Origin of the sequence: Shewanella sp. Isolate7, assembly GCF_022398425.1 — a bacterium.
Taxonomy (GTDB): domain Bacteria; phylum Pseudomonadota; class Gammaproteobacteria; order Enterobacterales; family Shewanellaceae; genus Shewanella.
The window spans coordinates 1-26,991 of the sequence record NZ_JAKEVJ010000058.1 but is presented as its reverse complement, the minus strand read 5'-3'; the positions used below and the strand labels follow the sequence as shown (position 1 = coordinate 26,991).

Here is a 26,991-nt window from a genome sequence, read left to right as displayed (position 1 = left end):
TATGGAACACTATATCAATCTATTTGTTCAGGCCGTCTTTATCGACAACATGGCGCTCTCCTTCTTCATGGGCATGTGTACCTTTCTGGCCGTGTCGAAGAAGGTGTCGACCTCATTCGGTCTGGGTATTGCGGTTATCGTGGTGATGACTCTGGCGGTGCCGTTAAACCAGATGATCTACTCCAAGGTGCTGGCCCCCGGCGCATTGGCCTGGGCGGGTTATCCCGAGCTGGATCTGAGCTATCTCAAGCTTATTACCTTCATCGGTGTGATCGCCGCCCTGGTACAGATCCTGGAGATGTTTCTGGATAAGTATATTCCCAGCTTGTATGACAGCCTGGGGATCTTCCTGCCGTTGCTGACTGTTAACTGCGCCATCTTCGCCGGGGTGATCTTCATGGCGAACCGTGACTACACCCTGGGTGAGTCTGTGGTGTTTGCGACCGGCTCAGGCTTTGGCTGGGCGATGGCCATCGTATTGTTGGCAGGACTGCGTGAGCGCATGAAGTTTCATGCCATTCCGGCGGGGCTGCAAGGTGTGGGTATCACCTTTATTACCACGGGCCTGATGGCATTGGGCTTTATGTCTTTCTCCGGCATCTCGCTGTAAGTGGCGTGCTAGTGTCAGTGCATTAAGAAAAGGGTTATTAGATGGAAATGGCAATAGGCATAGGCATGTTCACCATAGTGGTGTGTGTGCTGGTAATGGTGATTTTAGTCGCCAAGAGCAAGCTGGTGATCAACGGCGATGTGAGCATCCGCATTAACGATGATGATGACAAGAGCATTACCACGGCGGCAGGCGATAAGCTGCTGGGCGCCCTGGCGAGCAAGGATATCTTTATTCCGTCGGCCTGTGGCGGCGGAGGTACCTGTGGTCAGTGCCGGGTGAAGGTCAAGTCGGGGGGCGGCGATATCCTGCCGACCGAACGTGACCATATCAACAAGAAAGAGGCCAAAGAGGGCTGTCGTCTGGCCTGTCAGGTGGCGGTGAAGACCGACATGGAACTTGAGCTTGAAGAGGAGATCTTCGGCGTCAAGAAGTGGCAGTGTGAGGTGATCTCCAACGATAACCAGGCCACCTTCATCAAGGAGCTGCTGCTCAAGCTGCCCGAAGGGGAAGATGTTAAGTTCAAGGCGGGCGGTTACATTCAGATCGAGGCGCCTGCCCACGAGGTCAAATACAGCGACTTCGATATTCCTACCGAGTACCGTGACGACTGGGAAAAGTATGGCCTGTTCGATCTGGTCTCTAGCGTAAATGAAGATGTGCTGCGCGCCTACTCTATGGCTAATTACCCGGATGAGAAAGGGGTGATCATGCTGAACGTGCGTATCGCCACGCCGCCTTCTGAAGGCCTGCCACCGGGCAAGATGTCCTCCTACATCTTTAACCTCAAGGCTGGCGATAAGGTGACTATCTCAGGGCCATTTGGTGAGTTCTTCGTTAAGGAGACTGACGCCGAGATGGTGTTCATCGGTGGTGGTGCCGGTATGGCGCCGATGCGCTCCCATATCTTTAATCAGCTAAAGGGTGAGCAGACCAAGCGCAAGATGACCTTCTGGTACGGTGCCCGTTCACGCCGTGAGATCTTCTATCAGGAGGAGTTCGACGCGCTGGCGGCAGAGAATGACAACTTCGAGTGGCACGTGGCGCTGTCGGATCCGCTTCCCGAGGATAATTGGGACGGCTACACGGGCTTTATCCATAACGTCCTCTATGAGAACTACCTGAAGAACCATAAGGCGCCGGAAGATTGTGAGTTCTACATGTGTGGCCCACCGATCATGAACTCCTCGGTTATCAACATGCTGGAAAGCCTGGGCGTCGAGCAGGAGAATATTCTGCTGGATGACTTCGGTGACTAATACTCAGCCTGTCTGAGAGATACAAAACGCAGCCATTGGCTGCGTTTTTTTATGTCGCAATAAATTGCACGAGCTTAGTTGTTATACCAATCACAGTAAACATGTGATCAGAAATAGCGCAGGAAAAATGCTTGAGAACAAAGCAGGGTTTTTAGATAAGTAGTTATTCTACAATGAAAAATACTAATACAGTTATCGAGCATTTTGACAAGCTAGAATGATCAATTGTTTATTACGATTGGTATTAGTTAGTCATCGCTTAGCTATGCAAGCCACAAGTAGGATTAAGAAGAGTACTTGTGCATTTTACAAAATACTTACATTTGGGTTTACTCATAATTTTATTTAAGGAAGGTGCGAACAAGTCGTCGCACAGCTCTGGCTTTGATAGCAGCGACAGTTCAAGGCATTCAACTGAGGGCATGCCGAGGCCTGCTGAAGTTGAATAACGCCGAAATGGTGTTGCTATCAAAGCCCCGCAGGGCGAGGCTTACAGCGGTATTTGCTGCGTTACAGTTCTTGCGAAGGACTAGGGCCATTCGCTGCAAACTGTGCCTAGCATCTATCCACTTTAAGCACACGCAGAGCAAGCTCGGGANTCGCACAGCTCTGGCTTTGATAGCAGCGACAGTTCAAGGCATTCAACTGAGGGCATGCCGAGGCCTGCTGAAGTTGAATAACGCCGAAATGGTGTTGCTATCAAAGCCCCGCAGGGCGAGGCTTACAGCGGTATTTGCTGCGTTACAGTTCTTGCGAAGGACTAGGGCCATTCGCTGCAAACTGTGCCTAGCATCTATCCACTTTAAGCACACGCAGAGCAAGCTCGGGACTTATTCGCACCTTCCTTAAGTGTATTGTATACAGGATATTTTATCTCGACAGGTAATGTTGTTATTCAAATAGAGGGAAACGAATATGCCAGGGAAAGGTGATTTACCCACACACTAACAATAAGAGTGACGAATAACATGACCAACAAATTGACCCTATCTATCCTGGCCGCCCTGTTAACCGCCAGTACCAGCGTTAACGCCAAGCAGCCGGAATTTGCTGCCGACCATTGTAAGGCGGGGGAGATCAACGCTCAGCATTATCGTAATTTCCCTGCCGCGCAGGCCGAGGCCAAGGCCCGCCATGCCAAGTTGTTTGAGCGTAAGCGTGCCATGGCTAAACCGGGTGACGACAGCGCCTCGACGGGGGATACTCCCGCGGCGCTGGCATTGTCGGCGACCCCAAGTTATGTGATCCCAGTAGTTTTCCATGTCTACGGCAGCCAGTTTAACGGTAAGACGGTGACAGATGCGGTGATCATCGATGCGCTGAACAAGACCAACGAAGATTTTCAGGGACAAACCGCCGACTTTGCCGACATAGATGTCGAGTTCCAGGGGGTGAAGCAGGCACTGAATATCGAGTTTCGCCTAGCCAGTATCGATCCCGATGGCAATCCCACTTCGGGGATCGTCTATCATCCGGCGTCGTCCGGGGCGGGTAACTATTCCAGCTCGGACGTGAAGCGGGATCACTGGGACAACTACAAGTACATGAATGTCTACATTCAGAACGATCTCTATGCCGACGGCGTGACCAATAACTCAGGGGTGGCCTGGTATCCAGATACTACTATGTCTGACGAGGGGCTGGCCCGTGTGACTTACAACGGAGCCTATCTTGGCAGCAATACCGATGAGAACTTCCGCTCGGTGTTGACCCATGAGTTTGGCCACTTCCTGGATCTGATCCATACCTTCGAGGGCGGTTGTAAGCGCGGTTTCGAGCGACGCTGCGATACCACTGGGGATGAGAACTGCGATACCCCGCAGCAAAACAGCTGGCAGATGAATCCAGGTGATGGCGGCATAGTCAACTGCATGGGCCAGACCATCAACTGGCAGAACTTTATGGCCTATTCAGACCAATATGCCAACTTCACCCAGGATCAGGTGGCGCGCATGGTCAATGGTCTAGATAGTCAGGCCCGCGTGACTCTCTGGTCGGCGCAAAATCTGGCGGCCACAGGCGTGGCTAACTAAAACGTTACAGCTTTAGAAAACGCAGCCTAGGCTGCGTTTTTTATGTCGCTGAATACTATGTTCAGCCAAATACCGGCGCGTCGTACTCATAACCCTCGTCGGTATAGGCGGTCACTATAGCATCATCCACCAGGCCGTCGGGAGCGCTGACCTGAGTCTCGAAGAAGTGCTGAATTTGCGCGCGTCGGCCATGTGCCGCCCAGCTCTCGCCATCGGTCCAGATCTCGTTGAAGACGATAGGATAGTCGGTGCGGCTGGCACTCGGATGGTCTATCTGGCGGGTAAGAATGTACTGAATGCATCCCTGTTCCCTAAGTGAATCGGGCTCGAGCGCCTTGAGCACCTCGAAGAGTTCGGCGGCTTTCCCGCCTTGGGGCGAAACTGGGCTATGACAAATACGCGTGTTGACATCTGTGGCTCTCCGCTGGCTAAAAACTAAATAAAATTACGAGTGAACTCAGAGTCTAGCTTAAAAAAGGCGGCGGCTTAAAGTAGGCATTTTATTGATATGCTGGTGGTTATTCAGGGCCGTCAGGGAGTGTTATCATCACTGCCTTAACAGAGCGCCGAGGAGGCTATGTGGCACAGAGATTGGTGAAAGATGCCCTGACAAGTTTTGGCGAGTGTCTTCGCCGGCTTGGGCTGGGGGAAGATGAATACACTGAGGCGCTAAGCCTAGCCAAATGCATTCGAGTGCCCAGAGGAGAGATACTGCTGCACCAAAGGGCTTGCCAGGAGCATGGCTATTACATCGTCGATGGCATATTGGGCGCACAGCATTATGGCGATTGCGGCGGTTTGTTTTCGAAAGAGTTTTATTTCGAGGGTGAGCTCTGTCTGCTCTACCACAGCCTGCTGACCGGGGATGTGGCGCCCTATCAGCTTGAGGCGGCGACAGATGCGACTTTAGTGCGCTTCTCCCTCGCGCAGCTTAAGCAGGCCAGCTGGCAACCTGTGCTGATTGCATTGCTGAGCCAGCAGCTGCTGTACAAGGAGGAGAAGGAGGGCTTCCTGCTGCTTAAACGGCCGGAGGAGCGATACCTCTATCTGGTCAATCATAGGCCCATGTGGGTCGAGCGACTGAGTAACCTACAACTCGCGCGCTATATCGGCATCACGCCCGTGAGCCTGTCGCGGCTCAAGGCCAGGCTGGCCTGAGTTTAGCGAGGTAAAGGCCGGAAAATAGTCCCGACTTATCTTAAGTTAATGCGCCGCATCGACAGCCTGCGACATACTGCCGCCATCTTTAGCTCGCTGAAATTTAGGTTGTGTATGTCGGTATTTTTCCTGTCCCAGTGTCTGATCGCGATAGCCATAGTGACAGACATTCTCTCTTTTCAATTCAAGCACAAGCGCCACATAGTGCTCTGTCTCGCGCTGTCGGGGATACTGATCAGCCTGCACTTTGCCCTCCTGTCACAATGGACCGCCGCGGGGCTGATGCTAGTGGCCGCTATTCGCTATCTGGTGACGGTTTTCAGCCATTCGAGGTGGCTGCTCTGGCTGTTTCTGAGTATCAATAGCATGATAGCCCTGTTTACCTTTACCGGCCCCTTGAGCCTTATCAGTTTTGCCGGCAGCTGCACCCAGACCATCGCCGCCTTTTGTCGAAGCGACCAGCGGCTGAGGCAGTTGATGATAGTGGGGACCTGTATCTGGCTGGTGAACAATTATCTGGTGGGATCGCCGACGGCAGTGTTAATGGAGCTTTTGTTTATCGGCAGCAATCTGGTGGGCTACTATCGTTTCTATGGCTTGCCGTGGCGGCCTAGGTTGGTAGATTAAGGTGCGGGATCCGAGTATTGCTGAACTGATTCGAGAAAAATGGCGGCGGTGATTGCCACCGTCTTAATGCTTGCTCTTTCGTAGGCAAGCTCTCCCAACTTAACTGCTCCCTACTTAGCTACTTAGCTACTTAGCTACTTAGCTACTTAGCTACTTAGCTACTTAGCTACTTAGCTACTTAGCTACTTAGCTACTTAGCTACTTAGCCACTTAGCCACTTAGCGACTTAACGCTTAGTTATCACGTTGCTTAGTTCGGCCCTGTTGGTTGTGAGATGAGGCGCCGCGACCGTTATTGGTCTGATGGCTCTTTGTCGGTTGATGACTCCTTTCACGCTGATAGCTCTTTACCGGTTGATGGCTCTTTGTCGGTTGATGACTCCTCACTTCTCGCTGATGGCTCTTAGTCGGTTGATGACTCTTAGTCGGTTGATGACTCTTGACTGGCTGATGGCTCCTATCCTTGTTCCAGTCTTTAGCCCTGTTATTGGCTTTCGAACTGGATGAGTGGTTAGCCCTGTCTTTCAGGCTGAGCCTGTCACGCTTCTCGTAGTACTTGGTCTGTGCCTTGTGCCCGCCCTGACGACGGTCATTCTGGCCGCGTGCATCGCTCAGCTTGTGGCGGAAGTTCTGCTCGCGGCGCGCCTGGATCTGCGCCGCGTTGTAGTGCTTACCCTGACTCGGCTTAGCCTTATTAGAGTGGGAATAGCGCTCCACACTATTGTGGTGTTTCACGTCATAGCGGTTAGGGCGATACTTGTCGTAGCGAGCCTTAACCTTAGGTGAGCGATACGCCACCCCGTGTCTGTGCACCGGCTTGTGGTGCCAACGTTGGGCGCCGCTGCTGGTCACGATTCGGTTATGTGGACGGTAGCGGGTCGTATGATGGTGATGGGTCACCACGATATGACGCTGGTGCCAGCTAAAGGCGCTGAAGAAATAGTTAAAGCTAATGTGTATGCCACTGTTGAAATAGAAGTGGCCCGAAATATGACCCGGATAGTATCGGCTGTAACGGGGCGGATAGGCCCAATATACAGGCGGATAGTTGTACCAGTGCCAATGGCCGTAGACCACTCGGGTGTCATAGTAGGGCACATAGATCACCTCACGCTGTACAGGCTCGATGACGATTTGGCGGTTGACCTTAGTCACCTTCATATTCTCCATCTCGTCGAAGGCGTTGGCGCGTTCGGCCTGCTGTCTCAGGCGCTGAATGCCGTCCAGCACCCGGCCCTCGTCTTGCAAGAAGGCGTCGCCCAGCTTCTGGGTCCACTCGAGATCATCACTCAGGCGTTGCAGCAGATCGGGAAAGGCGACCAAGGCGGTAACGCTGGGATCCCAGTCCTGTTTCTCCGCGCGGTTAACCGCCTCGGCGCCTGCTAACGACTTGTGTTTGTTGCGCCAGCGATTGGCCTGCACCACCTCTAGTGGATAGGTGGAGGCGATCAAGATGTGGGTGAGTAGGCTGTCGGGATACAGGGCGATAGGGGCCAGCATCTGTGCCAGCTCGGCATCGCTAAACTGGATCTCCTGAACAGCGTCTTCTGCCCGTTCGAGTGCCGACACCGAAGGGGTAAGCAGTGACTGTGAAAGGGCAATGAGCAGGAGCAAAGTCCATTGTCTGATGCTTTTCATAACGTCTCCTAGGCTTATCTGTCATTGGATTTACTCAGATAATAAAAGACCCAAGATGAACATTAGCTGAAAGCCATTTGGCACAAGAAATAACAATGACGATGCCTTTAGGGCGAAGCATGGCAAAAGAAACTATAGTTTAACCATATCAGATCATTAGCCGAGTAGAGCGGCGTGTTTTTAGTGCAAAACGCAGATCTAAACAAAGGAGGCATTTAGGTGAAACATGATCCCTCTGAAGGGGATGAGCTATGGTAAAGACAGGGAGTCAGTACTCGATGAGTATTCAGAAAAAGCTGTTAGGTTTGCTGGCACTCTTATTCCTGTTTCTGTTTTCCAATATTTTTTTAGCCTACTTTTTAGAGCAAAAGAGCGAACAGAAGCAGAGATGGGTGACCCATACTCATACCTTATTGGCCTACTCAGATAAACTTTTATTGGCGGTAGCCAATGCCGAAACAGGGCAGCGGGGTTACCTGCTTACCCAGCAGAACCATTATCTTCAACCTTACTATCGATCCCTTAGTCATATCGAAGATTTGTTAGTACAGCTGACAAGGCTTACGCAGGACAATCCGAAGCAGCAACAGCTGCTAGGACGGCTGGACAAAGAAGTTGCACGTAAGCTTGCAGAGTTAAAAGAATCAATCGAACTATTCGAACACGACAGGCCTGCCGGAATGCAGTTGGTTCGTAGCAATGTGGGCCAGGAATACATGGCCAACATTCGTCACTATATCAGTGAATTTAATCTTGAAGAGCGGCGCCTACTCGAACTACGTTTAGCCGAATTCAAAGCGGTTAAAAGCGATATCGCTACCATCATGGCGGTCGAAGTCTTAGTCACCCTTTTCCTGGCGTTGGCGATATTTGTATTGATAAAAAAAGATCTGTTTGCGCCGTTGAGCAAATTAATTGACGCCACTAAACGTATGGAATCGGGTAAGCGGCAACGGCTGACAGATTTCCTGCCCAATGACGAGATAGGTTACTTGATGTCGTCATTTTATAAGATGAGCGAAGTGGTGTTTCAAAAGCATCAGGAGTTGCATGAAAAGGCGCACCTTGATGAGCTAACCGGGGTGAATAATAGGTTCTGCCTGTTTAAAGATATCGCTGAGGCAATAGACAAGACGCAAGCCTCACAGACTCATCTGGCGCTGGTCTTTTTGGATATTGATAATTTTAAACAGATAAACGATGAGTATGGTCATCATTGTGGTGATGAATTACTTAAGGTCTTGGTGACAAGGCTAACCCAGAGTCTGCGGCGTACCGACCGCATTTATCGTTATGGAGGGGATGAATTTATTATCTTGTTGGATGAATTCAACAGTGTAGAAGAGGTTTATAACACCTTAGCAAGTGTCGTTGACAAAATGCGCGGAAGCTTTACCTATCAAGGGGAAGTATTGCCCTTGGAAGTGAGTCTGGGGGCGGCACTGGCACCAAAGAACAGCCAAGATGGTGAGACCTTGATTCGATATGCCGACATTGCCATGTATGTTTCCAAGCGGGAAGGGCGTCAGCGTCTGGTCTATTTCAAGCCTGAAATGTTGCAAGACAATAGCCTGGTGGTTGTAAAGTCTTAGCCTGGCGCTCTTAGCGACTTAGCGACTTAGCGATTTAGCGATTTAGCGCGCAAATTGTTGATCAAATACCAGTTCGAATCTGGCGCCGCCTAATATCTTGCCTTGTGAAATGTGTAAGGTGCCCTGATAGCTGTCAACCAGATCGCGCACTATGGCCAAACCTATGCCGTGCCCCTTCTCATAGGTGTCGGCACGTTTACCACGCTCGAGTATGGTTTGACGTTGCTCAGGGCTGATGCCTGCACCATCATCTTCCACGCTGATGGTGAGTTTGCCCTGCTGGGACTCAATGCTTAGTTCTACCCGGCTACTGGCCGCCTTGCAGGCGTTGTCCAGTAGGTTGCCCAGCATCTCGGTGAGGTCACTCTGATCGCCATAGAAGATATGCTGCTCTTCTGGCGGCTTGCCATAGACGAGTTGTATGCAGGGATGGATCTTGACCAGGGTGCGCAGCAGCTTGTCGGAGACCAGGCTGATTTTAGTCCCCAGGTGCCAGGCGTGACCGGCGGCGCTCTGGGCTCGCTTGAGTTGATGGCCTATGGTGCGATTGATCTGTCCGACTTGCTCGAGGGAGGTGGGGCTGAGATCTTTCTGGCTCTGGATCACCGCCAGTGGGGTCTTGAGGCTATGGGCCAGATCAGACAGGGCATTGCGGTAGCGGCTGCGCTGGCGCTGCTCGGTACTGAGCAGGGTATTGAGCTGTTTGGCCACCGCTTGTAGTTCATTGGGGTAGTGGCCGCTGAGTTCTTCCGCCTCGCCTCGCTGTACCTGTCCCAGCTCCTGCCTAAAGCGCGCCAACGGCTTGAGTGTCCAGGCAAGCCAGGCAAATTGAATCGCCAGTAGCACCAGCATCAGGACGAACAGCCAGCTCCACAGATGTTGACTAAAGGCGCTGAGTTGCTGTGTCACGCCATCGAGATCTTTGATGATGTGCACTGTGATAGGCGCGCTCTGACTCTGGGCCTCTGTGGGCGCGAAGCGCACGCTGAAGCTATAGATGAGATGAGGCTGCTGCTCTAACATCAGCTCGCCAAATTCGCTGCGTCCCACCTTAGGATGGGGCAGGGGCGTCGTGATGTTCAATCCAAGAAAGGAGTTGGATGACCAGAGGGGCTCAACGCTGGCCTGGCGGTCACTTTCAGTTTGGTTATCGCTCTGGCTGTCATTTTGGTTTTCGCCCAGGTGGACGCTATCCGTTCCATGATCGCTAGCGCTGTCGATCACTGCGTAGAGGCCTGAGCCTATCACATTGAACTGATTCTCCAGCAGGGCCTCTGGCATATAGAGCCTACCTTCTTCCATCTCGGCTACCGCCAAAACCGAATAAAGATAAGCGCTTAGCTGCTCTCTGACGTTGGTCATTACCTGTTGCTTAAAGGCGTTGTTGAGCGCGAAGCCTATGGTGGGTAACAGCAATAAGATCAGCAGCAGGGCGCTGAGAATGAGGCGTACCCTGAGAGAATTGAGTTTGCCCTGTGGGGCGCGCAGGCTGCTCATGAATTGATCTCGAACCCTTAGTCGTTATCCAGGGGCTTGAGGCGATAGCCCTGGCCACGCAGTGTCTCGATGAGGCCATATTGGCCGTCCGGATCCAGCTTCTTTCGCAGGCGTCTGATAAAGACCTCGATGACGTTGGAGTCTAAGTCGAAATCCTGATCATAGATGTGCTCGATCAGTATGCTCTTGGATTTCACCTCGCCGATATGCAGCATGAAATACTCGAACAGCTTGTATTCCGATCCACTTAGGCTGATTTCCTGCTCGCCAAATTTGATCTCGTGGCTGCTGGTGTTGAGGGAGTAGGGGCCGTTTTGGATCAAGGGGCTGGACTTGCCCGCCGCCCGGCGAATAAGCGCCTTGAGCCTGGCGATCAACTCTTCGGGATGAAACGGCTTGGTCAGGTAGTCGTCGGCGCCGGCATCCAGGCCTTCGACCTTGTCCTGCCAGTTATCGCGGGCGGTCAGGATCAGTATGGGATAGTCAATTCCCTCTTCTCTGAGCCTGGCGATCAGGGCGATACCATCGAGCTTAGGCAGGCCCACATCGATAATGGCGGCATCGTAGGGATATTCCTGTCCCTGAAACAGGCCTTCTTCGCCGTCGCTGGCGATATCTAAGGTGTAGTTGGCATCCAGCAGGTGTTGCCTCAGGTTTTCCTGCAGCGCAAAATCGTCTTCAACCAGTAGTAATCGCATCGGCGTGTCCTTCCTCTCAAGCAGGCTTATTGTCTGCTCATCTGTCCTGTGACGGCGTCTATGGCAACATAGAAGACGACGCCATCCTTACTGAGCAACTTGGCGCGGTAGCCTGGGTTGCCATTGACCCTTGCAGATTGCACGCTTAAGACCTTGGCGTTATAGCGCCCCTTTACCATCTGGGTGGCCTGCTGACGATTTTTAACACGCAGATTTTGATGAGTATTTTTCTGAGCCGCCATCAAGATGCTGCTACTGGCCGCCGATATTCCATAGCCTGCACTGTTTCCTTGTAGGGGAAACAGGAGTGATGCTATGGCGATCAATATTAGGGCTGGTTTCATCAAAATCACCTGTGTTGAATTCTTCGGACAGTGTAAAAGATCCTATAAAAATAAGAAACATATGCCGCGAATCTCCATGCTCGCCAGGGACGATAGGCAAGCGTGCTCTTTCATTGTTAGGGAGTGGAGATGAACATGAGCTGAATGTTTGTTTTTACGCCATCTTGTTGAATAAGCTGATTTTTAATGTTCAGCTTATGTTCATTTTCGATCGCTTCTAATGGCCTTAAGCAGGACCTAGTCCATTAATTGGAGATTGATTATGAACAGACTCACGATGAAACATAGCCAGCAGCAGGCAACTCATACCCCCTCCGCAGTGGGCAAGGTGTATACCGCCATCAAGGCCACTGCCTTAATGGCCATGTTGGGCAGCGGCGTGGTGATGGCGGCCGACAATACCGCTGAGCTAAATGGTTTAGTCGGCTCTGCATCGACCAGCGTAGTACAGGATCAGCAGACCCTGGCACAAGGTTTTAGCCGCGCAGGGCAGCGCATGACAGACTCGCAGCAGGCAAGCGCAGAATTGCTCAAACAGCAAGAGGTGGCACCAGCTCCGCGTAAGACACGTGATCAGGTGATTGCCGAGCGTCAGGCACTGACGCAAGGCGCATCCGATGCTGGGACTAAGGTACTCAAGTCCTCCGCTCAGCGCCTCGAGGCGGGGATCTATCATGAGTTCGTTATCTATGAGGCCAGTAGCCGCCTGTTTGAAGACTTCGACTATGATGGTTTCTATCGCACCTTCAGCGTGACCTTCGACGCCGACGTCCACAGCTATTATGTGGGCGAGCATGCCGACGTCTACGCCGATCTCTACCTGAGTCGTAACGGCGGGCCCTGGGAGCTGTACCACACCACAGATGTGTTCACCATAGTCGACGATGCCACCGATGATGATTTTGAGGTGCTGACCACCTTGCACACTGGCTATCCGACGGATCACTACGATGTGTTGATCGACCTCTATGAGGTGGGCTACAGCGATATCGTCGCTACCATCAGCAGCGATGATGTGGATGACCTCTATGGTCTGCCGCTGGAGAGCGCCGATCGCGACGAGTATGTGGTCGATGAAGTCATCACCGAGGTGGAGGTGAGTGGCGGTAGCCTCTCAGTGGGCTGGCAGTTCGGGCTACTGGGGTGGGGCTGGTTGAGCCTTATCAGACGCCGCCAGCAGGGTTAATAAAGTTATCGAGATCTTCCTTTGTGGCGAGAACAATTAACCATAAAGAAATTAAGGTTAAGTTGCCTTGCCATGAAGCATATTTCACAAAATTTTGCCCCCAACAGGCGTATATTATTAGCCAATGGATAAACGTCTGAAATGGGGGAGACGATGTCACACGAGGCATTTAATCAAGAGGTGAAGGTTTACAAGGTGTGGGATAAACCCACGCGGTTATTTCACTGGATAAACCTTGGCTTAGTCATGGTGCTGATCTTCATAGGTATGCTAATGCTGTTTAAGGGCGATATCGGCATCAGCGGTCTGGAAGCCAAGATAGGCCTGAAGAAACTGCATGTCTGGGTCGGTTACCTGTTTGCCATTAATCTGACTATCAGACTGATCTGGGGCGTCATCGGCAGTCATAGCGCCCGCTTGAGTCAGTTCATTCCGGATCTCAAGGGATTATCTGGCTACAAGGCCAAGCTGGCTAAGGGCGAGTCGCCCCAGTATCTGCACCATAATCCCATGGGGCGTCTGGCTATCTTTGCCATGATGCTATTGTTGCTGACCATCATGTTGACTGGCCTGGTGCGCGCCGGAACCGACATCTACTACCCGCCATTTGGCGGCGCCGTTAGCGATTATATCGCCCAGCCTGGCGTTGAGGGTGCCAGCATCAAGCCCTATGATGACACGGGCGTCGATGCGCAGAAGGTGGCGCTATTGAAGCCCTATAAGTCGCTGGCCGGCGAGGTGCATGTGTATAGCGTCTATCTACTGATCCTGATGATAGTGCTGCATGTGGCCGGGGTGATAGTGGCGGAGATCAAGCATCAGCCTGGACTGGTGTCGGCGATGATTTCGGGTAACAAGCCCCTTACTGGACCCGCTGAGGATGAGAAGCAGTAATTGCTACCCATCAAGCCTGTAGACCTGCCCGAAAGATGACGGGCCGGTTGAGAGAAAATGCAGCCTAGGCTGCATTTTTTATGGCCGGGAATCCCTTGTCTCACTAGCTTGTTATACCTTGGTCGAATTTTTAACAAGGATGTAATTAAAGGCTTAATTTAATGTGATTTTTAGTCTAGTATGCTAGCTACATTTTAACTGTTTCGTAACTAGGGGAAGCATGAAGCGCGTATCTCTACTAGCATTGTCTTTGGCGAGTCTCATCGTATCGGGATCGGCGATGGCAGTTGCCGATATTGAGGGGTATTACCTGGGAGCAATGGCGGGTCATTCTCAGCTTGAGGCGGGAGAGTTTGATGAGTCTGCTATGAGCTATGGTCTCTACGGCGGTTACTATTTCAGTAAGAATTTCGCCGTCGAGAGCACCTATGTTCGTACCGACAACTTTGTCGATGTGGGCGATGTGAAGGCCAATCAGTTGTCTTTCGCGGCCAAGTTTCACCACTATTTCAATGATACCTACTCTATGTTTATCAAGGCCGGTATCGCAGCCACTAAGGTCGAGGCCGATCTGGACTACGACGGCAACGGTTGGCTGTGGGGCGCGGGCTTTAACATGGCGTTTCAAAATGGGGTCAATGTGCGTGTTGCCTATGAGATGCTATACACAGATCTCGATGCCACTGGCCTAACGGATCAGCTCGATAGCGACTGGGGCAATGTCTATTTAGGCGTGCATTATCAGTTTTAGCTGTCAGTGCTTTAGTGCCGATGATTAAGATGCAGCCTCTGGGCTGCTTTTTTATCCTCTAAATTTAGCTATGCCATCGAAAAGCCTGCACTTAAATTGCATTTACAATGTAAAAAAATCCAATTAAATCCTTTATAAACAATTACAAAGATTGCGTAATTGTATCCACCTGACTTTATCATATTGAAACGGTATTGATAATCGTTATCATCTGTGTGCAATTCTAATGGGGATTATTAACAGATGAAACAGATGCGCTTATCAGCAGTCGCGCTAGGGTGTGCCGTGTCCTTGTCGGTATCGGCACAACAAGACAATACCAGTAACGAGCAACAAGTTTCGCCGGACGTCGAACGCATTACCGTATATGGCCGGCAGAACCGAGTCGTGATGAACTCAGGTCTGGCGACTAAATCCGATATGTCACTCATGGAAACACCCGCGGCTGTGGTGGTTGTGGATCAAGAGTTAATCACCACACAAGGGGCGACAGAGCTACAAGCACTGCTGCGCAACATCAGTGGTGTGACCCAGGCGGGTAACAACTATGGTATTGGCGATAATATCGTGATCCGTGGTTTGGGGCGAACTACACCTATGATGGCATGTATGGTGGCGCCGGGCTGGGGAATACCTTCAACCCGACCCGCTCACTGACAAATGTCGAGTCGGTCGAGGTATTGAAGGGACCTGCAACCGGGCTGTATGGCATGGGCAGTGCGGGCGGCGTGATAAATCTTATCGAGAAGAAGTCGCAGTTTAATGCCAGCCACCAATTCAGTGCAGAAGTCGGTCAGTGGGATAGCTATGCCTTGGGCATAGACAGCACTGCGGCTATGACAGACAAGCTGGCCTATCGTTTAGTGGCCAAGCATGCCAGAAGCGATGGCTATCGCGACATAGGTACCGACAGGGACGAGGCTTACGCCTCATTGAAATATCTGCTCAGCGATGATCAGGACATCATGTTCAGTGCGGCCTATATCAAAGATGCGATAGCGGTGGATTCTATCGGGCACCCCATTCGCATCTACAATGCGGCCTCGGTAGGCGGAAAAACCGCAGGAGAGGTGAGCTGGCAAGATTTGGTCAACGACCCATCTAATGCGGGATTACAGCTCACAGAAGCCCAACGCCAACAGCTGGCCGACTCCCTCGCTACTGGCGATGGACTGACGCCCTACGCTTTCGGTGAGGCGGGGATCATCTCCCCCATGGCGAAAGACAACGAGGGCGAGGAGCTAAGGTTTAAGCTGACTCACAACATCTTCTTCGCCGATAATCTGTTCCTTAATCAGCAGTTGCAGTATCGCGACTATCAGTCAGGTTTTTCCCGCCAGACCGGGGCGTATAACTATGTGTACTGGAACCGCCGCGGGACGATCAATGCCGATCCTCGCGCGCCATTAGTTGTCGATGATGTGCTTTATCCCTTTGCCGCCCGTCGTCAGGAATATCGCCAGGTTGAGGCCGATGAGACATCCTGGCAGTACTTTGCCGATCTGCGTTATGACTTTTCCTTTGCCGGTATTGATAATGAGCTGTTAGTTAACGCAAATTTTGAAGATAGAAACATCCGCTTCAAACAATATTCCATCTATGATGCGGATAAGGTGATCAAGAATAAAGCGGTGAGGTGATCTACCAGGGGCAGTTACCTTACATTTTTGACATCCGCTCACCCAATTGGGCCCAGGGGACGTTTGAAGATTACGATCCGCTGATGACCAGTAACTATGACAAGAAGGTGCAAGCATGGGGGTTAGGGCTGCAACACGTTGGTTACTTTGATTTCGGTATTACGACGCGTGTGGGTATCGCATTCAATGATATTTCCCAACGCTATGAGCATTATGGTGTCGATGCGCGTTACAGTGCCAGCCGTGCGGAACCGACGCCTGAAGCCGATACCTCAGACGATGGGGTGACCTACAATTTGGGCGTCACCTATATGCCGAGCGAAAACCTGTCGTTCTTCATTAATCACTCCAAAGGACGCACCGCGTATAGCATATTGGGTAGCCTGCAGGGGGATGGCACGGATCGAGAAGACTCTGAGTCTATCAGCAATGACCTTGGCGTGCGCTTTAAGGCATTTGATGATCAGATGCTGGCTTCAATCGTCCTGTTTGAGAGTTCGCGTACCAATCTGCAATACAATAACAAGGATTACGAAGCCGGGGTCTCAGGCCCAGATGTGCCGCAATACTTCTATGATGGCAGTGAAGAGACCAAGGGGGTTGAGCTCGATCTGAATGCACATCTCAGCGATCGCTGGTCGATTAACCTCAATGGTGTCTACCAGGATGCCAGGGACAAACAAGATCCCAATAGCAGTAGTTTCGATAGTCGCCAGAAAGGGGTTCCCTATGTGACGGCAAGTACCTGGGTCACCTATGGTGCCGACTGGTTTAATTTGCCCAATGCGCTCAATATCAGCCTGGGGGCAAAATATGTCGATGATCGCAGCACACATTCCTCATCATTTGGTATCCCAGATGGCTACGTGCCTAGCTATACAGTGATGGATGCGGCGGTGAGTTATCAGGCCGACAATTGGCAGGTACAGCTGAACGTCAACAACCTGCTGGATGAGCAATACTATGAAAAAGCCATGTTCCTAGGTGGCATGCCGGGCGCCGAGTGCAATGCCAAGTTGAGTCTAAGTTACCGCCTATAGCGCTTTTCTATCATTTTGCGCCCTTAATCCAATAAAAAACGCAGCCTTGGCTGCGTTTTTTATTGGATAAGGGCAAATGGCAAGGGAGGGCAACGCGCTCCTTCTACTCACTGCTGGTGTATGGGGGCGGTAATAAGAGCTGGATTGGTTTCGTCGCTAAGAGTCGCTATGCTGGAGGTCTTGTGGAAAAAATTTAGGCAATGGAGTCAAGCATGTTACGCCAATTCATTCATCAATCCTGTTTGCTGGGCGCCCTGGTAGCCCTTAGCACTAGCCAGAGCCTCTGGGCCCAGAGTGAGGGGCTGTCGCAGTCGGTTAAGCAAGCCATGCCAGCGCTCTCGAGCCTCTATCTGGATCTGCATCAACACCCGGAGCTTTCCTATCATGAGAAGCGCAGCGGCGAGAGGATGGCGGCCGAGTTCGAGGCCCTGGGCATAGAGGTGACTCAGGACTTTGGCGGCCATGGTGTGGTGGGGATCTACCGTAACGGCGAGGGGCCGACTGTGATGATCCGCGCCGATACCGATGCCGTGCCGATAGTCGAGGAGACGGGCAAAGACTACGCCTCTAAGGTCACCACCATAGACGCCCAGGGCAATTCGGTGGGGGTGATGCACGCCTGCGGCCACGATGTGCATATGACCAACCTGGTAGGCACGGCGCAGCAGCTGATCAAGCAAAAAGATCAATGGCAGGGCACCTTGATGTTGGTGGCTCAGCCAGCCGAGGAGGTGGGCGGAGGCGCCAAGGCCATGCTGAAGCAGGGGCTGTTTAGCCAGTTCCCGACCCCGGATCATATCCTTGGCCTACATGTCAGCGCCTCTGTGCCTGCCGGTAAGGTGGCGATAGCGCCGGGTTATGCCCTGGCGAACGTGGACTCCGTGGATATCAGGGTTAAGGGACGCGGCGGCCATGGTGCCTATCCTCATACCACGGTCGATCCTGTGGTGCTCACGGCGCGCATCGTACTGGCCCTGCAGACCATTGTCAGCCGGGAAGTCTCGCCACTGGCGCCCAATGTGATCACCGTAGGCTCCATTCACGGTGGCTCGAAACATAACATCATAGGCAACGAGGTGAAGCTACAACTCACGCTACGCTCCTATGACCCTAAGGTGCGAGAGCAGCAGATCGCTGCCATTAAGCGCCTCACTCAGGGGATCGCCATTAGCGCGGGCTTGACCGAGGCCGAATGGCCAGAGGTGTATGTGCATCAGGAGGAGAGTATTCCGTCGACCTACAACGACCCCGCGCAAACCGCTAGGGTCAGAGCGAGTATCGCCAAGCAGCTGGGGGAGGACAATGTTTGGGAGGCATCGCCTGTGATGGCGGGCGAAGATTTTGGTCTGTATGGGCTAACGCCGGCCAAAAGACCTATTACCCTGTTTTGGTTGGGCGCCGTGCCTGTGGCCGACTATGACGCCAGTCAGGCGTCGGGCGCGAGTCTATCCTCGCTACACTCCAGCAAGTTTGCACCGGATCACCCTGTTACCATAGAGACGGGTGTTCAGGCGATGAGCCGGGCGGCGCTCGATCTTTTCAAGCAGGAGTGATTCAATTGCTATTGCTGTGACGAATAATCAAGGGGCTGGTGGTCATCAGCCCCTTGGCATTTAGTTAAGGCAGTGTCGGTGTATCGAAGCCGTAGCTGGCCAGAATCTTCTGTCCTTGAGGCGACAAGATGAACAGCGCCAGTTCGGCGGCGTGTGGCTGTGCATCCTGAATTACGGTCAGGCCGTAGTTTGCGCCGACACTCAGGTTATCCGGTAGCTGGACTATCTTCAGGGGCTTAACTTCCTTCTGCGCCAACACGGCGTTGGTGCAGTAGGTGAGGAAGATATCCGCTTGCTTGTTCTCCATCACCCAGCCATAGGGGTTGCGGCCTTTTGGCGGCTTGGCGCTGTCAGGGCCTCCCGTGAGCTGCAGCGCCTTGGTCTCGAGCTGCTGCTGGGCGCCTGGCGATAGGTGTTCGGCGCGCTCGAAGACCTTAAAGGCATAGTCGCCGGCAGGGTCGGCCTTTGGCGTAGAGGTACCAAGACGTATCTTGCTGTTTAGCATCTGGGTGAGCAGGGTGTCGCTGGTGAGCGCCACTTCCGGCTGTGCCAGTGCGCAGAGCTTGTTGCGGGCAAACATCACCACATCGCCGCTGCGAGATGCCTTACTCAGGGTCGTCGGGTGTTTCATGTTCGCCGAGGCGAACAGATCTACCTTTTCCCCCGATTCGATACGCGATCTGAGGAGTCCCGAAGGGGCAAACTGAGGCGCAACCTCGCTATGGCTCTTGGCCTGATAGGCACCTATCACCTCTGTCATGGCCGCCTTGAGGCTGCCGGCGGCGCGAAACTCTATGGGCGCCTCGTGGGCGACTACCTGAGTGCTCATTCCTGCGATGAAAAGCGTGCCGAGAAACCACTGATATTTCATGATTAAAAATCCCTGTTCGTCATAGTTGGGCCTATCAGACCCGAGTTTTACTCTCTGAGCAATAGGGGAATTTGGCAGGGCATTTAACTTGCTACAGGGATCGCTGAATTAAGGCTGTGGCGAGACAAAATGTCGCGCCTTGGCGCTTGTTACCTCTTTGGCGTCTGTTACCTCTTTTGCGCTAGCCACATCTTGGGGCTTGAGAGCCCTGCGCGGCTATCGCCTTCTCATGTGGGACACGAGTGAAGGGGACGAGTGTAGGGCACGCATCTAGGGGGGGTGAATAAAATTCGTACAGAGATCCCATAAATGACTCCTCGTTGTTGCTTTGTCTCAGGGGTTGATTATATTACGCGGCCTATTAAATTTTTGCTTTATATTCAGTTGGTTAATATTGTTTTGCGCATTTTGTGCTAGCGTTAAGAGAGAGTTGGTATGTTTACATTTTCGACAAAAAAACACTTATGGCATTTATCGGGGTAACACTTGTTGCGGGTTGTGCGACGGGGAACACGCCTGAGGCGAAGAAGGCCAACGCGCGCCAGGAGACCCAGGAGGCTCTGACCAGTATCTATGCGCAGCATCCCGCTGCCAAATCGGCCGTGGCCAATTCGATCGCCCATGTGGTCTGCACAGGCAGTAACAGTTATCTGTTTGCCTTGTCTACGGGTGGTGGAATTTGTGTACTCAGTGAAGGGGGCAGCAACAGCTACTATCGTTTTGCAACCGGCGGCGTGGGAGCGGGGATAGGTTGGAAGCAGATGGTCTTCGTGCAGGCGTTCTTGAAACCTGATGCGCTACAAAGGTTTAAGGACTCGGGTTATGAGGGCCAGGCCCAGGCCGAGGCCAGTGCCAAATACAAGGAAAATGATGAGCAGATGTCGGCCAATTAATCTGTGGATCTCGACGGGGTAAAGACCTACCAGGTCAATCTGATGGGGGCGGCGGCTGAGGCGACGGTGCAAGGCTATAAGTACTGGCCAACCGACTTCAGCGAAGATTTCATGCAAAACAGAGAGTAGCCATTGGCGATCCTAGGCAATCCTAAGTCTGCCGATTGCCTAGGGCCTGTTTATCTTTCGCGTTCATTTTTGCAGGGTTCGTCTTGAGCACGTTCAACGCTGTGTTACTCGGCTTTTATATAGAATAACTATATTTCAAGCCTCATGCCTCATGCCGTGATTTGAACGTGCTCAATTAGAACAAAAATTGTTCTCAAAAGGTCAACAGGCCCTAAGGTATCATGGATTCTGTTCAATCCTTAACCATTCAAACAAGCATTAACATAAGCATTAATAGATCAGCAGGCCGATCAGCTGGCCGCAGAAAAAGGCGCCAATGCCTAATAAGCCCAATAACGACAGCACGACTATGGGTTTAATCAGTTCTGGTGTGGCATTCCATGCCTTGATAAGTGCGTTCATACTCATCCCTTAGTTTGTTTGACCTGTTCCTTATGCAGTGACTCTGCTTGGCCTACTGGTGCCATCGCTGCATCCAATAGGATAGTTGCTTTTTGTGACACAATAAAGTCATTTGCGGCGGCGAAGTAAGCGCCGAGTCGGCTTAGTGGCTGACCTGGGATGGGGTGAAGAAGCTCCCTCTAATCTTTTCTGTTTCGCCGCTGGCGCGCATCTTTGCCAGCTCAATGGCCAGCGCATGAGCCTTGCTGTCTGACGCGAGTAGCAGTCGCCTATTATCAATGGACTCAGGCTTTTCGGGGGAGAATTCTGGATTCGGTATCGCTTTAAAGTATCGGCTCTTCCTGGAAAAACCCAGGTACATGTCGCGCATCGGTTCACTGCATTTGGGGTGAAGCTTGAGCTCTGGATGAGGATGGTGTGCCAACTCATACCTTAGTGTTGTTTCGTCATAGCTGAAAAAGTCCCCCTTACCCGTGCTCAACAGCTCAAAGGCCTGAGCGGCATCCATCTCGGGTGGACGGCGTGTAATGACCCCTTGGGAATGCCATCGAGATCATAGCCGCCGGGAGAAATGAGCAGCACGTAGGGGGTGCCGACTAGATCATTGAGTGAGTTTATTTCCTCTATTCCCGCGTGGCTGATCCCCGTGTATCTCTCGAACAGAACATTGGCAATGAAGTAAGCATAATGATTACGCTTTTGGGTAAAGCCAAAGCCTGGGTAGAAATCCACCTTGCCTAGCCGCAGCGCCCTGAGTATTCGCTTCTTGGGTGCCCTGTACACCTTAAGTGAACAACCAATTCGCTCGCTGGCTAGCTGATAAAGCGCAAGATAGAGCCCCTGATTATCCGGCTCGGCATGTATGTAGGGCAGGCGCTCACTGGTGCGATAGCCCATGATGAGTTCGCAGGCGTTGCTATTAACGCTAAACAGTATCAAGGCCAGGGCGGCGAGCATGAGCCTGGTCCGGCTCATAGCAAGTTTTAGCCATGATGTTAACCCAGGGCTGGCAATCGAGACGTTTTGTGAGCGCTTGGCGAATACCATGGGGTGATCCATTTTAGTTTACGATTTCTTTAGCCACTGCGAATGGTTTTAAACCAAGACTAAATATTTTTACCTTACTTCGCAAACGGTTAGCTATTTCATTATGACTTTGCCACCGATAATCTTAAAAGCGGGTACGCCTCTTATCAAGGTGTCACGGGCAAAGCATTGCTCACAGTTTGGGCAGTGACAGTTCGTACGAGTGTCGTCCTCAACGATGCGCTCCTTGAAGCATTTGACCAGGGTACCTTTTCCTCCTTTGCGATATTTGAACAGGCGCGTCTTACATTGGGCGCAGTAAATTTCGACGCTGCGGCTGGGGGCTTTCTTGTTGGGGCGGGCCATGGCTATTCTGTTATTTTTAGTGGTTAAAGTTGAAGCGAATAGAGAATGAAGTGTCATTGTATTGCAATCTTATTCGTTAAGCGAAACAGAAAGGCCCAGGGGGAAATACCACAGGGCCAGATAGCTATCATCGCAGCGGGAGGGAACCCTAGGTCGTTTGAAAGTGATCGACCATGGTTTTTAGTTCCAGGGATAGTTGGCTTAACTCAATACAGGCCTGGGCCGTCTGGCTGGCACCCTGAGCAGCCTCCGCCGAGGAGACATTGATTCGTTCGATATTTTGGCTGAGGTTTTCGGTCACCGAGTTTTGTTCGCTACAAGCGCTGGCGATCTGAATGTTCATCGCCGCAATCTGTGCTACGGCGACTTCGATTTCGCTTATCTTATCGCCAGCTGCCAGGCTCTGTGACACACAGCGACGAATCATCTCGCAACTTTGTTTGGTGGCGCCGCCGGCCTCGACGGCTCTTTGTTGCAGCTGCTCGATAATCTCCACTATCTGACGAGTAGAATCTTGAGTCCTGCCGGCCAGGGTTCTCACCTCGTCGGCAACCACAGCGAAGCCTCTGCCTTGCTCGCCGGCCCGTGCTGCCTCGATGGCGGCATTGAGCGCCAGCAGGTTTGTTTGTTCGGCGATACCACCAATCACGTCTACGACCATGGAGATACTGGCAGAGTCCTTCTCCAGTTGCGCCACCATTTCACCGGCCTCGTCGATCACAGTGGAGACCTGTTCGATGGCCTGGATGTTGTGTTTGACCTCTTGGTTGCCTCGGTCGGCAAAGTCATTGGCGGCGTTGGCCGATGTAGAGGCTTCCTCTGTGTTCATGGCGACCTCATTGACAGTGGCCTGCATCTGCTGCATTGCCGTGGCGACCATGGTGATTTCACTTTGCTGCGCGGCCATGCCTTGAGAAGACTGGGTAGAGATGGCGCTGACCTCTTCGGTAGAGGTGCTTAGCTGCTCTACCGCGGCACTGATCTGAGTTACCAAGGCCGTTAAATTGTTTTGCATGCTGATACAGGTATCGGCTAGTTGGCCGAATTCATCTGTGCCTATCTGCTTGCGATCTATTTTGTAGGTCAGATCACCACTGGCAATCGCCTGAGCCATCTGCATCACGGCATGCAGTGGTGCGCGAATTTGCCTGCCCAGTAAGAGTGTCATCAATGCCATAAGTACAAATACGGCGGCGATACCTATATAGGTTTTAATGCTGGTGTGACTCACACCTTCTAGGGTGCTGACTCTGTCGGCTTCGGTACGGGTCACATTGATGGCGGTGAGCTGGTTTAGGGCTTCTTGCATCTTATTAAACTGCTTGTATGAACTGAGCAGGTAAGTGTTTGCCCCGGCTAAATCTTGTTTTAACACTATCTGGTTAAAGCCACTCTGGGCGGCGAGGTAATCGCGCCAATGTGTTCTTGCCTGTATAAACGCCTGACGCTCGGCGTCGGTTTTAATGGCTTTCTCGTAGGAGTCGATCATCCTAGTGACATCTTGGATCATATCGTCTGTCGTTTGCATCCAGCTCTTCATTTCGGGGTCGCCAATACTGGGAAGAAAACTGAATTGATCTCGGCGAATGAAGATAGTGACAAACTTAATTTTCTCGACCAGCAAGACGTTGGGCAGCACCTCATCCGTCAGGGTAAGAATATTGTCACGTGTTTGATTGAGTCCCGAAATTAGCATCATGCTGAGGGCCACGATGGCAACGGCGATACAGCTAAAGGCGAGCGCTATCTTGTGATTAACGGCTAGGTTTTTAAGCTTGAACATGCGCTGATAACCTCATTGATAAATTAAAAAAAGCCTTCGACGGGGCGAAGGCTGGGCCAAAAGGTAGTCGTACAGCGTTAAACGAACTCGGAGCTGACCCTAAAGGTGGTCATCGACTATCGAATGAGGGTGGTGTCCGATAGCCGATTGACCACACTGGCGGTTAGAAATAGTAGGCCATGCTGATGTTGATACGTTTGTCCCAATCATCACCCACTTCGGGTAGACCGACGTGGTCGTTGTTGGCGGTAGAGAAGGTCATGTTTTTACCCATGATAAAGTCGATATGGGTGTAGGTTGGGCCCGCCGATAGCGCGGCACCTAAGACGTTTTGCATACTGTTGTCGTAGGTTTTATCTTCAACGTCTGGAGTCATCAAACCGAAATCGTTATAGAACTTGATGCTACCCCAATCTGTTGGGATGGTTTTAGCGATGTTTAGGTTATAGATTTGTCCTTTAGAGGCTACCTCATACTGCCAACTCACTACAGATACGGCGATCTTGTTGTCATCGACGGCATCGGCGGCATTAAATTCATACTGCATTGCCTGTAGTTGAACATTCCAGCCGTTAAAATCGGTATTTAGGTGAGCGGCGACGGCGTAGCGATCGCCATTATTGCCTGTTTTGGCATTGTAGATTTGACCTGCTTCGATTGAAGCGCCCAGAGTGGTTGTGCCTCCCTGATGCTCGAAGGTGTAGGTTTGACGCAGGTTAACCTGGTTAGTCTCTTCGTTGTTGTATTCGGTACCGTTAATGGTGCCTGTGTAGAGATCGGCCGCATAACGCTTGTTCTCGGTTGGGCCGTACTCGGCGCCTTTGTAGAGGGCCATGTCAGTATGCCAGCCATTGCGCTCGAAGGTGGCCTTTACGCCGATGTCATAGTCATCTTCGAAGCCCAGGTAGTAGGGCAGGCCGAACCAGTAACTATTTGAGATATAGTCTCTGTTACCAAAAGGCACCTGGTTGATACCCATCTGTAATTGCCACTCTGGGTTGAGATCATAGTAGGCGTAACCATACTTGATGTAATTGGTATCAGCAGTGAAACGATAGTCTGATTTCAAGCCCCAGTTTCCTAGCTTGCCATCAAATCTTAGCGATGCCATGTTGAAAGTAAAGTCACCGCCTTTATCTTTAGAGCTTTCACTGTAATCTTTATAGGCATAATTAATACGCACGGCACCGTGAATATTAATTCCATCCTCTTCAGCAGCAAAAGTATTGAAACCACTCAGAGCTATGGCACTGGCTAAAATAGAAAGGCAAAATGTTTTTTTATTCATCATCATATTTCCAAATTAATTATTTGTCTGTGTTGCTGTTTATTTACTTATTGCTTTTTCTTTATTGATGTAAAGAATTATATATCCAGTTGTTTTCAAGGTGTGTAAAGCCTCCTTACCTGAACTCAGCAAGAGTGGTAATGATTTATAGATAGTTTTATTTCTTGATTAATTAATGTTCTGGTCAGCTATTTATTAATCTATTTATCCTTGTTTTTAATATGGATATTGTTTCGTCATAAAGTACCTATTAAAAGTCGGCTGCACTGGTTGTTTCTAGCGCCAGTCCCTTGGTTTCGGGGGCCATAAGAACAGATACCAATAGGCCAAGCAGTGAGATAGCTGCACCCACCAGTAGCGTGGCCGATATACCGTAGCTAGCCATAAAGAGCGGTAATCCGTAGGTTGAAATAATGGTGCCGATGCGACTGAAAGACATCACAGCTCCCACCGCAGAGGCTCGAATCTCTGTTGGAAACAGTTCATTAGGGTAAAGCCACTGCAAGATCCCTGGGCCTCCTGAGAAGAAGGCATAGATGGCAAAGGCCGCCACAATCAGCCAGATACTTGGAGTATTGACGAGCCCTAGCAACGCCAACGATGCGGTCATGATCGCAAAGCTGCCGATCAGTAGTGGGCGACGCCCAATAGAGTTGAGCCAGTACATAGCTGGGATGCAACCTGCCATAAAGAATATACTGATGACAATATTGCCCAGAGCGGCATCTTTGCCGTCGGTGAAACCGAGTAATTCGATGATTTGTGGGCCAAAGGTATAGATGGCAAACATAGGGATCACTTGACAGGTCCATATGATGCCAACGAATAAGATGCGTTTCAGATATACCGGCTCAAATAGTTTGCTGTATTTGGTTTGCTCTGCCGTTTCAAAATTCAGGCTAATGTCTTTACCGAAAAATTGGTTCATTACCTGCTTGCACTCCTCGGTGCGTCCCTTTTTCAGTAGCCATCTTGGGGATTCAGGCAGGTGGAACCGTCCGAGTAGGATGACTAAACAGGGGATGACGGCACTGCCAAACATCCAGCGCCAGCCGTCTTGTACATCGTACAGCAGGTAACCCACCATGTTGGCGGCCGTAGCGCCCACGTACCACATGGCGGCGATGAAACCCATGGTGAAGGCACGCTGTTTGGTTGGGGAAAATTCGGCAACCATTGAGGTGGCGATAGGATAGTCTGCACCGATAACGATACCTATCAAGAAGCGTACTACAACCAACTCCAGAGGAGAGGAGACAAACATGGTTGCGAAGGAGAGCACTGCGATGGCGATGATGTCTATCATAAACATCAGCTTGCGACCGAAAAGATCGGCGACATAACCAAATAGTGCCGTGCCAATAAACAGACCGACCAAGGTTGCGGCGCCAACGAGGCCAATCCATTGGGCGTCCAGTTCTAACGCTGGTGTAAGCTGCTGTAAGGCTAACCCAATGATGACTAAGACATATCCATCGAGGAAGGGACCACCACTTCCCCATAACATTATTTTTTTATGAAGCGGAGTAAACTCCAAATCATCGAAACTTTTCTTTGATTTCATGCTTCTAACCACCGACTTAACTTGTTAATTAAAATCACAACTTGTCTTGTTGTGTCAGGTGTTAAAATGTACATAGAGTTAAATTTGTACATTTAATTTTTATAATCTATTACCTGCGCTGTTATTTTATCTTATTTACATTTTGTAAAC

22 protein-coding genes and 3 pseudogenes are annotated in these 26,991 nt (G+C 51.3%); 12 read left to right on the top strand and 13 right to left on the bottom strand.

The features are described from left to right. Position 1 precedes the first annotated feature (1 nt). The 3 genes from nqrE (at position 2) to L1D47_RS14580 (ending at position 3,902) form a co-directional block, all read left to right on the top strand. The gene (gene nqrE / locus L1D47_RS14590; protein WP_041509220.1) at positions 2 to 610 is read left to right on the top strand and encodes an NADH:ubiquinone reductase (Na(+)-transporting) subunit E; all 609 of its coding nucleotides are present in this window, start codon (positions 2 to 4) and stop codon (positions 608 to 610) included. Positions 611 to 651: 41 nt separating this feature from the next. Beyond that, the gene (nqrF, locus tag L1D47_RS14585) at positions 652 to 1,869 is read left to right on the top strand and encodes an NADH:ubiquinone reductase (Na(+)-transporting) subunit F (protein ID WP_041509221.1); all 1,218 of its coding nucleotides are present in this window, start codon (positions 652 to 654) and stop codon (positions 1,867 to 1,869) included. 968 nt (positions 1,870 to 2,837) lie between these two features. Then, positions 2,838 to 3,902 carry a M43 family zinc metalloprotease gene (locus tag L1D47_RS14580; RefSeq protein ID WP_239885796.1) on the top strand — a complete coding sequence of 355 codons (1,065 nt, stop codon included), beginning with the start codon at positions 2,838 to 2,840 and terminating at the stop codon, positions 3,900 to 3,902. 61 nt (positions 3,903 to 3,963) lie between these two features. Here the strand turns inward: L1D47_RS14580 and L1D47_RS14575 are convergent. Next, a pseudogene (locus L1D47_RS14575) lies at positions 3,964 to 4,313 on the bottom strand (antibiotic biosynthesis monooxygenase). Between the two features lie 168 nt (positions 4,314 to 4,481). Here L1D47_RS14575 and L1D47_RS14570 point away from each other — a divergent pair. After that, the gene (locus tag L1D47_RS14570) at positions 4,482 to 5,060 is read left to right on the top strand and encodes a Crp/Fnr family transcriptional regulator (protein WP_239885795.1); all 579 of its coding nucleotides are present in this window, start codon (positions 4,482 to 4,484) and stop codon (positions 5,058 to 5,060) included. Positions 5,061 to 5,174: 114 nt separating this feature from the next. Continuing rightward, positions 5,175 to 5,687, top strand: coding sequence for a YgjV family protein (locus L1D47_RS14565; protein WP_239885794.1), 513 nt, complete (start codon positions 5,175 to 5,177; stop codon positions 5,685 to 5,687). Positions 5,688 to 5,920: 233 nt separating this feature from the next. On the opposite strand, the gene L1D47_RS14560 is transcribed toward L1D47_RS14565, so the two are convergent. After that, entirely contained in the window at positions 5,921 to 7,324 is a 1,404-nt protein-coding gene (locus tag L1D47_RS14560; RefSeq protein WP_239885793.1) for a DUF3300 domain-containing protein, read from the bottom strand. A 278-nt stretch (positions 7,325 to 7,602) separates the two neighbouring features. On the opposite strand from L1D47_RS14560, the gene L1D47_RS14555 reads away from it, so the two are divergent. Next, the gene (locus L1D47_RS14555; protein ID WP_239885792.1) at positions 7,603 to 8,916 is read left to right on the top strand and encodes a diguanylate cyclase; all 1,314 of its coding nucleotides are present in this window, start codon (positions 7,603 to 7,605) and stop codon (positions 8,914 to 8,916) included. 42 nt (positions 8,917 to 8,958) lie between these two features. Here L1D47_RS14555 and L1D47_RS14550 read toward each other — a convergent pair whose 3' ends face one another. From L1D47_RS14550 to L1D47_RS14540, 3 genes are read right to left on the bottom strand one after another with little or no spacing between them, the layout of a single operon-like run. After that, positions 8,959 to 10,413, bottom strand: a complete 1,455-nt coding sequence (locus L1D47_RS14550; RefSeq protein WP_239885791.1) for an ATP-binding protein — start codon at positions 10,411 to 10,413, stop codon at positions 8,959 to 8,961. Between the two features lie 17 nt (positions 10,414 to 10,430). Further along, complete coding sequence (locus L1D47_RS14545; protein WP_239885790.1) at positions 10,431 to 11,111, bottom strand: response regulator transcription factor; 681 nt, start codon at positions 11,109 to 11,111, stop codon at positions 10,431 to 10,433. A 26-nt stretch (positions 11,112 to 11,137) separates the two neighbouring features. Then, complete coding sequence (locus L1D47_RS14540) at positions 11,138 to 11,455, bottom strand: PepSY domain-containing protein (RefSeq protein WP_041509228.1); 318 nt, start codon at positions 11,453 to 11,455, stop codon at positions 11,138 to 11,140. Positions 11,456 to 11,717: 262 nt separating this feature from the next. Between L1D47_RS14540 and L1D47_RS14535 the strand changes: the two genes are divergently transcribed. The 5 genes and pseudogenes from L1D47_RS14535 (at position 11,718) to L1D47_RS14515 (ending at position 18,519) form a co-directional block, all read left to right on the top strand. Next, positions 11,718 to 12,641: a choice-of-anchor H family protein gene (locus L1D47_RS14535; RefSeq protein ID WP_239885789.1), complete on the top strand. Its 924-nt coding sequence runs from the start codon at positions 11,718 to 11,720 to the stop codon at positions 12,639 to 12,641. 153 nt (positions 12,642 to 12,794) lie between these two features. Next, positions 12,795 to 13,535: a cytochrome b/b6 domain-containing protein gene (locus L1D47_RS14530; RefSeq protein ID WP_239885788.1), complete on the top strand. Its 741-nt coding sequence runs from the start codon at positions 12,795 to 12,797 to the stop codon at positions 13,533 to 13,535. A 220-nt stretch (positions 13,536 to 13,755) separates the two neighbouring features. After that, positions 13,756 to 14,286, top strand: a complete 531-nt coding sequence (locus L1D47_RS14525) for an outer membrane beta-barrel protein (RefSeq protein ID WP_239885787.1) — start codon at positions 13,756 to 13,758, stop codon at positions 14,284 to 14,286. A gap of 243 nt (positions 14,287 to 14,529) precedes the next feature. Beyond that, positions 14,530 to 16,966: pseudogene (locus tag L1D47_RS14520) on the top strand (TonB-dependent receptor). Positions 16,967 to 17,178: 212 nt separating this feature from the next. After that, on the top strand, positions 17,179 to 18,519 hold the full coding sequence (locus tag L1D47_RS14515) for an amidohydrolase (protein WP_239885786.1): 1,341 nt from the start codon (positions 17,179 to 17,181) through the stop codon (positions 18,517 to 18,519). A gap of 64 nt (positions 18,520 to 18,583) precedes the next feature. Here the strand turns inward: L1D47_RS14515 and L1D47_RS14510 are convergent, their stop codons facing one another. Continuing rightward, complete coding sequence (locus L1D47_RS14510) at positions 18,584 to 19,390, bottom strand: molybdate ABC transporter substrate-binding protein (RefSeq protein WP_275661466.1); 807 nt, start codon at positions 19,388 to 19,390, stop codon at positions 18,584 to 18,586. Positions 19,391 to 19,854: 464 nt separating this feature from the next. Here L1D47_RS14510 and L1D47_RS14505 point away from each other — a divergent pair. Next, positions 19,855 to 20,412, top strand: a pseudogene (locus L1D47_RS14505) (hypothetical protein). Between the two features lie 270 nt (positions 20,413 to 20,682). Here L1D47_RS14505 and L1D47_RS21175 read toward each other — a convergent pair. From L1D47_RS21175 to L1D47_RS14475, 7 genes are all read right to left on the bottom strand, one after another. Further along, positions 20,683 to 20,814, bottom strand: a complete 132-nt coding sequence (locus L1D47_RS21175) for a hypothetical protein (protein WP_275661465.1) — start codon at positions 20,812 to 20,814, stop codon at positions 20,683 to 20,685. A 142-nt stretch (positions 20,815 to 20,956) separates the two neighbouring features. Beyond that, positions 20,957 to 21,322: a hypothetical protein gene (locus L1D47_RS14500; protein WP_239885785.1), complete on the bottom strand. Its 366-nt coding sequence runs from the start codon at positions 21,320 to 21,322 to the stop codon at positions 20,957 to 20,959. Further along, the gene (locus L1D47_RS14495) at positions 21,292 to 21,789 is read right to left on the bottom strand and encodes a hypothetical protein (RefSeq protein ID WP_239885784.1); all 498 of its coding nucleotides are present in this window, start codon (positions 21,787 to 21,789) and stop codon (positions 21,292 to 21,294) included. Before L1D47_RS14495 ends, L1D47_RS14500 begins: the two co-directional genes overlap by 31 nt. Before the next feature lie 165 nt (positions 21,790 to 21,954). Continuing rightward, entirely contained in the window at positions 21,955 to 22,206 is a 252-nt protein-coding gene (locus tag L1D47_RS14490; RefSeq protein ID WP_239885815.1) for a hypothetical protein, read from the bottom strand. Between the two features lie 148 nt (positions 22,207 to 22,354). Then, a complete protein-coding gene (locus L1D47_RS14485) occupies positions 22,355 to 23,989 on the bottom strand; it encodes a methyl-accepting chemotaxis protein (RefSeq protein WP_239885783.1) in 1,635 nt (544 codons plus the stop codon). A 163-nt stretch (positions 23,990 to 24,152) separates the two neighbouring features. Continuing rightward, entirely contained in the window at positions 24,153 to 25,280 is a 1,128-nt protein-coding gene (locus L1D47_RS14480; protein WP_239885782.1) for a hypothetical protein, read from the bottom strand. A gap of 247 nt (positions 25,281 to 25,527) precedes the next feature. After that, entirely contained in the window at positions 25,528 to 26,841 is a 1,314-nt protein-coding gene (locus L1D47_RS14475) for an MFS transporter (RefSeq protein ID WP_239885781.1), read from the bottom strand. Between the last annotated feature and the right edge of the window lie 150 nt (positions 26,842 to 26,991).

Bases quoted from the DNA above. Each gene is read 5' to 3' on its own strand.
- L1D47_RS14535 (WP_239885789.1), top strand. From the start codon at position 11,718: ATGAACAGACTCACGATGAAACATAGCCAGCAGCAGGCAACTCATACC.
- L1D47_RS14545 (WP_239885790.1), bottom strand. From the start codon at position 11,111: ATGCGATTACTACTGGTTGAAGACGATTTTGCGCTGCAGGAAAACCTG.
- L1D47_RS14540 (WP_041509228.1), bottom strand. From the start codon at position 11,455: ATGAAACCAGCCCTAATATTGATCGCCATAGCATCACTCCTGTTTCCC.
- L1D47_RS14550 (WP_239885791.1), bottom strand. From the start codon at position 10,413: ATGAGCAGCCTGCGCGCCCCACAGGGCAAACTCAATTCTCTCAGGGTA.
- L1D47_RS14500 (WP_239885785.1), bottom strand. From the start codon at position 21,322: ATGGATGCCGCTCAGGCCTTTGAGCTGTTGAGCACGGGTAAGGGGGAC.
- L1D47_RS14515 (WP_239885786.1), top strand. From the start codon at position 17,179: ATGTTACGCCAATTCATTCATCAATCCTGTTTGCTGGGCGCCCTGGTA.
- L1D47_RS14530 (WP_239885788.1), top strand. From the start codon at position 12,795: ATGTCACACGAGGCATTTAATCAAGAGGTGAAGGTTTACAAGGTGTGG.
- L1D47_RS14475 (WP_239885781.1), bottom strand. From the start codon at position 26,841: ATGAAATCAAAGAAAAGTTTCGATGATTTGGAGTTTACTCCGCTTCAT.
- L1D47_RS14525 (WP_239885787.1), top strand. From the start codon at position 13,756: ATGAAGCGCGTATCTCTACTAGCATTGTCTTTGGCGAGTCTCATCGTA.
- nqrF (WP_041509221.1), top strand. From the start codon at position 652: ATGGAAATGGCAATAGGCATAGGCATGTTCACCATAGTGGTGTGTGTG.
- L1D47_RS14485 (WP_239885783.1), bottom strand. From the start codon at position 23,989: ATGTTCAAGCTTAAAAACCTAGCCGTTAATCACAAGATAGCGCTCGCC.
- L1D47_RS14565 (WP_239885794.1), top strand. From the start codon at position 5,175: ATGTCGGTATTTTTCCTGTCCCAGTGTCTGATCGCGATAGCCATAGTG.
- L1D47_RS14560 (WP_239885793.1), bottom strand. From the start codon at position 7,324: ATGAAAAGCATCAGACAATGGACTTTGCTCCTGCTCATTGCCCTTTCA.
- L1D47_RS14510 (WP_275661466.1), bottom strand. From the start codon at position 19,390: ATGAAATATCAGTGGTTTCTCGGCACGCTTTTCATCGCAGGAATGAGC.
- L1D47_RS14495 (WP_239885784.1), bottom strand. From the start codon at position 21,789: ATGAGCCGGACCAGGCTCATGCTCGCCGCCCTGGCCTTGATACTGTTT.
- L1D47_RS14490 (WP_239885815.1), bottom strand. From the start codon at position 22,206: ATGGCCCGCCCCAACAAGAAAGCCCCCAGCCGCAGCGTCGAAATTTAC.
- nqrE (WP_041509220.1), top strand. From the start codon at position 2: ATGGAACACTATATCAATCTATTTGTTCAGGCCGTCTTTATCGACAAC.
- L1D47_RS21175 (WP_275661465.1), bottom strand. From the start codon at position 20,814: ATGAACGCACTTATCAAGGCATGGAATGCCACACCAGAACTGATTAAA.
- L1D47_RS14580 (WP_239885796.1), top strand. From the start codon at position 2,838: ATGACCAACAAATTGACCCTATCTATCCTGGCCGCCCTGTTAACCGCC.
- L1D47_RS14480 (WP_239885782.1), bottom strand. From the start codon at position 25,280: ATGATGAATAAAAAAACATTTTGCCTTTCTATTTTAGCCAGTGCCATA.
- L1D47_RS14555 (WP_239885792.1), top strand. From the start codon at position 7,603: ATGAGTATTCAGAAAAAGCTGTTAGGTTTGCTGGCACTCTTATTCCTG.